The organism is Pseudoalteromonas sp. TAE79, assembly GCF_000498015.1.
Lineage (GTDB): Bacteria > Pseudomonadota > Gammaproteobacteria > Enterobacterales > Alteromonadaceae > Pseudoalteromonas.
Genome location: NZ_AUTL01000240.1, coordinates 47,509 through 57,091 on the forward strand (window position 1 = coordinate 47,509; position 9,583 = coordinate 57,091).

Annotated in this window: 9 protein-coding genes; 8 read left to right on the forward strand and 1 reads right to left on the reverse strand. The window is 39.3% G+C overall.

The features are described 5' to 3' along the window. Window positions 1–37 precede the first annotated feature (37 nt). The 7 genes from ycaO (at window position 38) to folX (ending at window position 8,728) form a co-directional block, all read left to right on the forward strand. On the forward strand, window positions 38–1,798 hold the full coding sequence (gene ycaO, locus L655_RS0118860) for a 30S ribosomal protein S12 methylthiotransferase accessory factor YcaO (protein ID WP_024595461.1): 1,761 nt from the start codon (window positions 38–40) through the stop codon (window positions 1,796–1,798). Window positions 1,799–1,913: 115 nt separating this feature from the next. Then, on the forward strand, window positions 1,914–5,276 hold the full coding sequence (locus tag L655_RS0118865) for an ATP-binding protein (protein WP_024605950.1): 3,363 nt from the start codon (window positions 1,914–1,916) through the stop codon (window positions 5,274–5,276). 43 nt (window positions 5,277–5,319) lie between these two features. Continuing rightward, the gene (locus L655_RS0118870; protein ID WP_002962344.1) at window positions 5,320–5,949 is read left to right on the forward strand and encodes a YceH family protein; all 630 of its coding nucleotides are present in this window, start codon (window positions 5,320–5,322) and stop codon (window positions 5,947–5,949) included. A gap of 68 nt (window positions 5,950–6,017) precedes the next feature. Further along, complete coding sequence (gene nadE, locus L655_RS0118875) at window positions 6,018–6,848, forward strand: ammonia-dependent NAD(+) synthetase (RefSeq protein ID WP_024605951.1); 831 nt, start codon at window positions 6,018–6,020, stop codon at window positions 6,846–6,848. Between the two features lie 222 nt (window positions 6,849–7,070). Next, window positions 7,071–7,790, forward strand: coding sequence for a dihydromonapterin reductase (gene folM / locus L655_RS0118880; protein ID WP_024605952.1), 720 nt, complete (start codon window positions 7,071–7,073; stop codon window positions 7,788–7,790). 22 nt (window positions 7,791–7,812) lie between these two features. Continuing rightward, complete coding sequence (gene folE, locus L655_RS0118885; protein ID WP_024605953.1) at window positions 7,813–8,367, forward strand: GTP cyclohydrolase I FolE; 555 nt, start codon at window positions 7,813–7,815, stop codon at window positions 8,365–8,367. Between the two features lie 4 nt (window positions 8,368–8,371). Beyond that, a complete protein-coding gene (folX, locus tag L655_RS0118890) occupies window positions 8,372–8,728 on the forward strand; it encodes a dihydroneopterin triphosphate 2'-epimerase (protein ID WP_002962340.1) in 357 nt (118 codons plus the stop codon). Between the two features lie 17 nt (window positions 8,729–8,745). Here folX and L655_RS0118895 read toward each other — a convergent pair whose 3' ends face one another. After that, window positions 8,746–9,180, reverse strand: coding sequence for a YqaA family protein (locus tag L655_RS0118895; protein WP_024605954.1), 435 nt, complete (start codon window positions 9,178–9,180; stop codon window positions 8,746–8,748). Between the two features lie 134 nt (window positions 9,181–9,314). On the opposite strand from L655_RS0118895, the gene L655_RS0118900 reads away from it, so the two are divergent. Next, window positions 9,315–9,583: transposase domain-containing protein (locus tag L655_RS0118900; RefSeq protein WP_029751642.1), on the forward strand; the 269-nt coding region annotated here is incomplete at its 3' end.

Here is a 9,583-nt window from a genome sequence, read left to right on the forward strand (position 1 = left end):
CAGCTCCACACATCGTGCAGAACTAGTTGAGATCAATATGACTGAAAAAACATTTATCAAAGGTAAAGACCGCGACCTAGAATCGTCAATCTCTACCATGCAAAACAAGCTTAAAGCCCTAAACATTAATGTTGAAGAAGCGCTTTGGCTTAACCCTGTAGCTAACTGTTATTCGGTTCATATAAAAGACAGCGACTGCGGTGTTATGTTTACCAATGGTAAAGGCGCAACCGACAAAGCATCTATTGCTTCAGCACTCGGTGAATACTTTGAACGTTTAAGCTGTAACTACTTTTTTGCAGACTTTTATCTAGGTGAAGAATTTGCTAATGGCGAGTTTACTCATTACCCAAGCGAAAAATGGTTTAAAGTTGAAGGCGATGAAGTGCCAGAGGGCATTATGGATGAAAGCTTATGGGATTACTTTGACCCAGAGCGCGAACTAAACGCATCACACCTTTTTGATTTTAACTCAGGCAATATCGATCGTGGTATTTGTACCCTGCCATACACACGCCAACGCGATAACCAAGACGTATACATTCCGGTAAACGTTATCGGTAATATTTTTGTATCTAACGGTATGAGCGCAGGTAACACCAAGTTTGAAGCTCGTGTACAAGGTTTATCAGAAGTATTTGAACGTGCTATTAAAAACCGCATCATCGCCGAAGGTATTTGTTTACCAATCGTGCCTGAAGATGTTGTTAAGCAATACCCTAAAATTCACGAAGCGTGTGAAGAACTTCGCAGCCATGGCTTTCATTTACGTATTGCCGATGCATCACTTGGGGGCAAATACCCTGTAATGAGCGTAACGCTTATTAACCCAACAGATGGCTCTGTATTTGCTTCTTTTGGTGCTCACCCATCATTTGAAGTTGCACTTGAGCGTACCGTGACTGAGTTACTACAAGGTCGACGTCTTGATCAGCTAGATGTATTCCAACCTGCAACATTTGATAACGATGAAGTAGCAACACCAGAGAACATTGAACTGCACTTTATTGATTCAAGCGGTTTGATTTCGCATGATTTTTTCCGTGCAAAACCTGATTTTGAATTTGTACACTGGGACTTTAGCGGAACAACTGAAGAAGAATATAACTTCTGTACTGACCTAATTCATAGCATGGATCATGATATCTACATCATGGATTACACGCACCTAAACGTATACGCGTGTCGTATTTTAGTACCAGGCATGTCTGACATTTACCCTGTTGATGAGCTTATTTGGCGTAACAACAACGAAGGCGCAAAATTTCGCGAAACATTCCTATCGCTTGATCAGTACGATGCAGAGCAATGGATGGAAATTTACGACAGCCTTGAAGAAGCAGGCCACAGCGATATTATCCGCGCCGCAGAATTTATTGGCCTTGCAACCGATGCCGACACACCATGGCACACTCTGCGTATAGGTGAGCTTAAAGCGCACCTATGTTTAGCTGCAGGCAGCGAAGAAGCCATTGATTGGGTTGACTGGATACTTCATACAGGCCAAGTAAACGAAGAGGCAATGCGCCACTTCCGCTGTTTAAAAGCAGTTCTTGAAATTAAATACGATGACGAGCGCGAATACGCAGATTACCAAGATGCACTAGGCTTAATGTTTGGTGCTAATAATGTAGCGCTGGCTATAGAAATTGCCGAAGGTAAAAAGCAGTTTAACGGTTTAACTTTCCCTGGTTTATCGCTTGAAGGCTTTAAAAAGCATGCGGCGCTACTTGATGGTTACCGCAAGCTACATGTAGCAAAGCAAAATCACTGGGCGCGTGAAGTTAGCGACTCGTAACTCGCTAAACTACTAATTATAAAAAATAAACGGCGCATTTGTTAATGCGCCGTTTTCATTTGTGTAATAAATTAGCTATAGTTAATTTGCCTAAATTAACGCCACGATGTAGCTAATGCCACCATCTACTAACAATAAAAAAACGAACGTTCATAACTTTAAGTTGACCTTTTGGTTATCGCTTACGCTAACTGTACTAGTTGGTATCGTTCTTGATCGTATTAACTACAATCGTGTTAAAGATGCTCATCGCCTACAAATTCTTTCTGAAGTAAGTACATATCGAGCTCAATTAGAATCTATTTTAGTTTCTAATATCCAACTAGTTCGAGGTTTAGGTGTTGCCGTAGCGGCGCAGCCTGATTTACAGCAAACACAGTTTGAACAAATTGCCCAACCACTATTTAAAACCTCAAATGAGCTTCGCAATATTGGTGGCGCTCCCGATATGGTAATTCGTATGACTTACCCCTTAAAAGGTAATGAAAAAGCACTCGGTTTAAACTTTTTAGAAGAAAAAAACCAACGCGCTGATGCTATTAGAGCTCGCGATACAAATACCATTGTAATGGCTGGCCCATTAAAATTAATCCAAGGTGACATAGCACTTATAGCCCGCGTTCCTGTTTACATACCGCCAGAAAATCGCTTTTGGGGATTACTTTCAGTTGTTCTCAACATTGACAAAGTCTATGAAAATTCAGGTATTTATGAGCTAGAAAAAGAATACAACGTCGCTTTACAAGGCAGGCATGGACTTGGCAGCAAAGGGGAGTTTTTTTACGGTAATCAAAACATAATAGAGCAAGACCCCCTTGAGTTTACGTTAAGCTTTCAAGGTGGCAATTGGCAACTTTACGTAGCACCTAAAATAGGTTGGAGCCCACCAAATTCAGCTGTATGGCCACTTAGGCTATCAATTATAATTATTTGCGGGTTATTAATTTGGGCCTTTTTATTCTTTTTGAAAATGCTTAATCGCCAGCAACAAAACGAAAAAATGCTTGAGGCAATGAGTGATCTAGCCCAAATAGGCGCATGGTCATTTAACTTAGAAACGAAACAAGTGTATTGGTCTGATATGACCAAAAAACTATTTAAATACCCATTAAATAGCCAACCAGAATGGCCTAAAGATTTAAATTACTTTAAAAAAGGCACTAGCAGAGAAACAATTAAACCTTTAATTGAACGAGCTATAAAATATGGTGAAAGCTACGAAGTTGAATTAGAAGTAATGGATGAAGAAGGTGAATCTGTTTGGGTACTCGTACATGGTGAAGCAGAACGAAAAAATGGACGATGCACACGTATTTTTGGCTCATTACAGAATATTGATACCCGTAAAAAGATTGAATTAGAAAATAATAAAACAGCATTACACAACGAAATTTTAGCCTCCCTTACCGTTAATAAATTAATATTAACTGGGCAACTGAGCCAATCAAAAGATATTATTACTGAAGCAATCTGCCAAGCATTTGATATTAAACGTGCCAGTATTTGGTTTTTTAATGAAGACAAATCCCAACTAAGCCCTTTTGCCATACATAGTAAACATTCGTCTAGTGATAAAATTGACTCTATTTGGCTAAGAAAAAATCTTCCCGGCTTTTTTAATGCAATAGATCACCAGCCTGTATTTAATGTGCCTGACGCCCAAGAACACCCAATACTTGAGCCAATTAAAGAACAGTATTTAATGACTCTCGAGATTAAATCAATGCTGTGCGTAATAATCCCTGCAGGAAGTGGCGCTATAGGAGTCGTCTGCGCAGAGCAATGCCAATCAAAACGCTACTGGTCTAAAAACGAAGAAAGCTTTTTAATTGCCGTTGCAGCGTTAATAGGCAGCTTGCACTCAAGCCAACAGCGAATTGAAACCGAACAAAAACTAGTTTCTGCCAAAGAAACCGCCGAACAAGCTGTTGAAGCTAAAAGTGAATTTTTAGCGAGTATGAGCCACGAAATTCGCACCCCAATGAACGGTGTTTTAGGTATGCTTAACATAATTAAGCAAACTCAATTGGACCTGCAGCAAAAACATCATATTGAACTTGCTCAATCATCAGCTCAATCTTTGCTTAATATAATTAATGACATATTAGACTTTTCTAAAATTGAAGCCGGTAAGCTCGATATTGAAAACGTGCAATTTAATTTACCTCGGTTATTAGGCGAAGTGGTGGAATCCTTTGCTTTAAAGGTAGAACAAAACAATACAAAACTTATTCTAGATGCTACTCAAATAACTGTTAGCGAGATAATTAGTGACCCTAACCGCTTGCGCCAAATTTTAAATAACTTAATTGGCAACGCGGTTAAATTTACTATTGATGGCGAAGTAGTCATTACTGCCAGAATAGATGAAACAACGGATGGCTCGTTCCTACAGTGTTCGATTATTGATACTGGTATTGGTATTGACCCTAAAAAACAAGCGTCGTTATTTGACTCATTCACACAAGCCGATGCTTCAACAACACGCCAATTTGGGGGCACAGGGCTTGGCCTTGCCATAGTAAAACAATTGTGCGAACTGATGAACGGTGAAGTGAGTGTAAACAGTATGCAAGGTGAAGGAAGTACATTTTCTTTCACAGTACAAATACAACCGCGCTTAAGTAAAGAACAAGATTTACCGAGTCATTTAATTAAAAACAAACATATTTTAATTATTGATGAGTGCTCGTTAAATGCTAACACCGCTAATAAGCAGCTCACTGTTTGGGGTGCAAAAGTTAATTGTATACATAACTATCTTGAGGTTGATGATTACTTAAGTAATGTAACCACCCACCCTGGTGCTATTTTAGTTGATTACTACTTTTTTGAAAAAGCCCCACAAACGCATATCACCGCGCTCAAAAACTTTATAAATATGCATAGTTGCAAGTTAGTTCTTATGGCGCCAATGAGTTATTCACCTGAGGAGTCTAAAGTAGGTATGGAAGTCGACTGTATGATTTTCAAACCACTCACACCTTCTGATTTGTTTGACTCACTCACGAACGATAAATACATTGAACAACAGCAGCAACAAGCACAGCTGCAAAACAAGCTAACTAAAGCACCGGTACTCGATTCATCAGAGCCACAACTACTACTCGTTGAAGACAATAAAATAAACCAAGTAGTTGCCTCGGCGCTATTAAAGCAAGCAGGTGTGATTTTTGATATTGCTGAAAATGGACTTGAGGCAATTGTAAAGCTCAATGCAAAACAAGGTAAACCATATAAGCTAGTTTTAATGGATTGCCAAATGCCCGAAATGGATGGCTACCAAGCCACTAAAGCCATTAGAGAAGGTGATGCAGGTAAAGATAATGAAAATATTACTATTATTGCGCTAACAGCCAATGCCATGCAGGGCGATAAAGAAAAATGCCTAGCCGCAGGCATGAACGACTATTTAAGTAAGCCTCTCGATTTAGCAGCATTACAACCAAAGCTTCAACAATGGCTTGGCATTCAATAAAGGTGTAAGCTAATAAAATACGCTTACTAATTTGAGATTATTTATGCAGTTATCAACAAATCAACAACGTATTCTTGGTTGCCTATTAGAAAAACAAAGCACGACGCCAGAGCATTATCCGCTATCGTTAAACGCTCTCGTGAACGCATGTAACCAAAAGTCTAACCGCGATCCTGTGTTAAGTCTTACAGATGAAGACGTGCAAAACGCACTTGATGAACTAATAGAAATGCGTTTGGTTACAATAGATGAAGGTCTTTCGGGTCGCGTAAATAAATACGATCACCGCTTTTGCAACACTGAATTTAGTAATCTGCAATTTTCTGCTCAGCAGCGTGCCATTGTTTGTTTGTTACTTTTGCGTGGTGCTCAAACCCCTGGTGAATTAAGAACCCGCAGTGCTAGGCTTGCTGATTTTAATAACGTAAATGAAGTAGAGGCAGCGCTCAATAAACTGATTGAAAGCGAGTACGTCACAAAGCTAGAGCGTGAAGCTGGAAAACGTGACAGCCGATATATTCATTTATTTGGCGAACAACAAAATAATCCCGCCGATGCCTTTGTTGCTCTACCAAGCGAAGTAATTAAAGACAAAGAATTAAGCGATTTACTTGAAGAAGTAGAAAAATTAAAAGCAGAGCTTCGCCAAATAAAAGCTCATTTAAAACTTTAATTAATTAAAACTAAATCACATAATAAGTTTATTGCGTATCACATATTAAATTTTATAAGGAGCTGGCAATGCGCGCCGAAATTATGGCTGAAATGAAGGTTCAGTCAACGATTGATGTAAATGCTGAGATAACTCGTCGAGTTGCTTTTATTAAAGCACGTTTAGTAGCTGCTCACTCACGATCATTAATACTGGGTATTAGTGGTGGTGTTGACTCATCAACTTGCGGTCGCTTATGTCAACTTGCCGTAAACGAACTAAATAAAGAGCAAAACACAAACAAGTATCAGTTTATTGCTGTGCGCCTACCTTATGGTGTACAAGCTGACGAAGATGAAGCACAAATGGCGGTTGATTTTATTCAGCCAAGTAAACGTATGACCGTAAACGTACAACCTGCGGCTGATGCACTGCATGAGCAAGCGATAGCTGCCGTAGTTGGCTGTGGTGAAGCACTGCCTGAGCAAGCGCAAGTAGACTTTATTAAAGGTAATGTTAAAGCGCGCCAACGTATGGTTGCTCAATACGAAATAGCCGGTTTTTGCCAAGGTTTAGTAGTAGGTACCGATCATAGTGCTGAAAACATTACTGGTTTTTATACTAAATTTGGTGACGGCGCGTGCGATTTAGCTCCGCTATTTGGTTTATCAAAACGCCAAGTGCGTGCACTTGCTACTGCGCTCGGTGCTCCAGCTTTATTAGTAGATAAAGCACCTACAGCTGATTTAGAAAGTGACCGCCCAGGCTTAACAGATGAAGAAGCACTTGGTTTGAGCTATGAGCAAATTGATGACTTTTTAGAAGGTAAATCTGTTTCTAAAGATGTTGAACAAAAGCTTGTAAGTATTTACACGCGTACACAACATAAGCGACAACCAATTCCAACAATTTACGATTAATGTTTAGTAAATAAGAAAAGCAATTAACCCTTTGAGGATTAATTGCTTTTTTGATCGACAGACTAATAAACTGCGTATATTTTAATAAATTAACGCTTTGAATTTTATAATACCAATTGCGTTAAATTAGTGATCTATTATAGCCCTAAGAAAATAACGATAGATCGATCTTGTTTTAATAATATTGGTATAAGTTACCCGCCAAAGAGAACACTGCCTTATATGACATCGCCCATCTTAATTACCGGCGCAGGCCAACGTATTGGTTTAGCACTTGCTCAGCATTATATGGCTCAAGGGCAAGCTGTTGTTATTACGTATCGTACTCGCCACAACGCTGTTGATAAATTAGAGCAACTAGGCGCTGTATGTATTTATGCCGATTTTAGTACCGATGACGGTATAAGTGCATTTATAAATACGCTTAAAGAGCATACAACATCGCTACGCGCTGTTGTTCACAATGCATCAAGCTGGGACTGCGAAGCTAACAATCCTGACTTTGCAGTACTGTTTGATAACATGATGCGTATACATGCTAAAACACCGTATTTAATTAATTTAATGTGCGCTGAGCTGCTTTTAAACTATCAACAAAGTGCTAAAGCACCTGCTGATATAATTCACCTTACTGATTATGTAGTTGAAACAGGTAGCCCTAAGCACTTAGCTTATGCAGCAAGTAAAGCGGCACTCGATAACTTAACTAAATCGTTCAGCGCTAAATATGCACCAAATATAAAGGTAAACTCGGTTGCTCCATCACTCATTATTTTTAATGAACATGATGACGAGCAATATAGAGCTAAAACCCTTAAAAAATCATTAATGGGCATTGAACCCGGATGCCAAGAAATTATCAATAGTATTGATTTACTATTACAAAGCCACTACATCACAGGGCGCTCCTTGCCTGTTGATGGCGGACGCCATTTAAAGTAGAACACACTAGACTGAGAAACTTATGCATGACGAGTTAAAAGAAAGTTATGAAAAAATCATCACCGCTGTAGGTGAAGATGCTAACCGCGAAGGTTTACTTGATACGCCAAAACGTGCCGCAAAAGCAATGGAATATTTAACACAAGGGTATCGCCAAACGCTTGATGAGATAACCAATAAAGCAGTATTTACATCTGACGCTGACGATATGGTTTTAGTGCAAGACATAGAGCTTTACTCTATGTGTGAACATCATTTACTACCTTTTATTGGTCGTTGCCATATTGCTTATATTCCAAACGGTAAAGTATTAGGCTTGTCTAAATTTGCACGTATTGTTGATATGTTTTCACGTCGCTTTCAAATTCAAGAGCAGTTAACTCATCAAATCGCTAAAGCAGTCGAAGAAGTTACTGGCGCTAAAGGCGTTGGCGTTATTGTTGAGGCAAAACACATGTGTATGATGATGCGTGGTGTAGAAAAGCAAAATTCAAGCATGCGTACATCAGTAATGTTAGGTAACTTTAGAAGCGATCCTAAAACACGTAACGAATTTTTGCAGCTTATAAAAGGTTAACCCTATGGCTAATGCAATTATTAACGTTACTAATTTGCGCCTGCGTACATTTATTGGCTTTAACCCCGATGAGCGTGAGAAAAAGCAAGATGTAGTGATCAATCTAGAAATTCATTACCCTGCTGATGACGCGTGTAAAACAGATGAAGTAGACCAAGCACTTAATTATAAAGTGATCACCAAAGAAGTAATTAGCTTAGTAGAACAAGGCCACTTTTTACTGCTCGAAAAATTAGTGGCTGAAATTCTTGCGGTTTGTCACGCACACCCAAGCGTTCATTACGCTAAAGCACGTGTTGATAAACCGCATGCACTGCGTTTTGCCGACTCAGTGTCGTTAACGCTTGATTGGGCTAAATAAGGCCTTAAAAAATTTATTTAAAAAAGCTTTTCGAATCCTACGGCAAGGGCGATAACCGCTAAATAGCGCGCGCCTTTGCCTAGTGTTACTAGTAATAAAAACAGACTAAAGCGTACTTTAAATATCCCCCCAATTACAGTTAGCGGATCGCCTACTACTGGCAGCCAAGCAAACAACAAACTATACACACCGTATTTATTAAATTGCTTTTGTGCGTTATCAAGCCCTTTTTGCGATACCGGAAACCATTTTTTATCTTTAAAACGCAGTACTTGTGTACCTAACCAGTAATTAACGCAGCTTCCCAATACATTTCCAAGTGTTGCTACGCACCACATAAGCCATAAATTAACTTTACCTTGGGCAATCATCCCCACCATTATCACCTCAGAAGAGCTAGGCAGTAATGTGGCAGATATAAATGCGCTAATAAATAACGTGAGATAAAGCATAATGTCCTTATGGCTAAACGTAAAAACCCAGCCTATAGCTTAACACCGATCAGTTAAGGTATTTTTGATCGGTTGACCGATCTTTTGGTTGCTTCACAATACCCTTATCATCTTTTGATTATGAGGGTATTTTTATGCTTAGTCATTGGTTACTTGATACAGATATATTCGCCACTCCTGACTCTTTATCTACATTTCAGAAACATATCCCTCTTGAGTGGATTTCTAATGTGCTCGAGCAGACCGATAAAGCAAGTATTCGCAAACGTAAGTTACCTGCTGAGCTTGTCGTCTGGCTTATCATTGCAATGGGTCTTTTTCGCGACCGCTCTATTAGTGACGTTGTTGAGAAGTTAGATTTAACACTCACTGATACCCTGGGCGATACGGTTGCTCCAAGTGC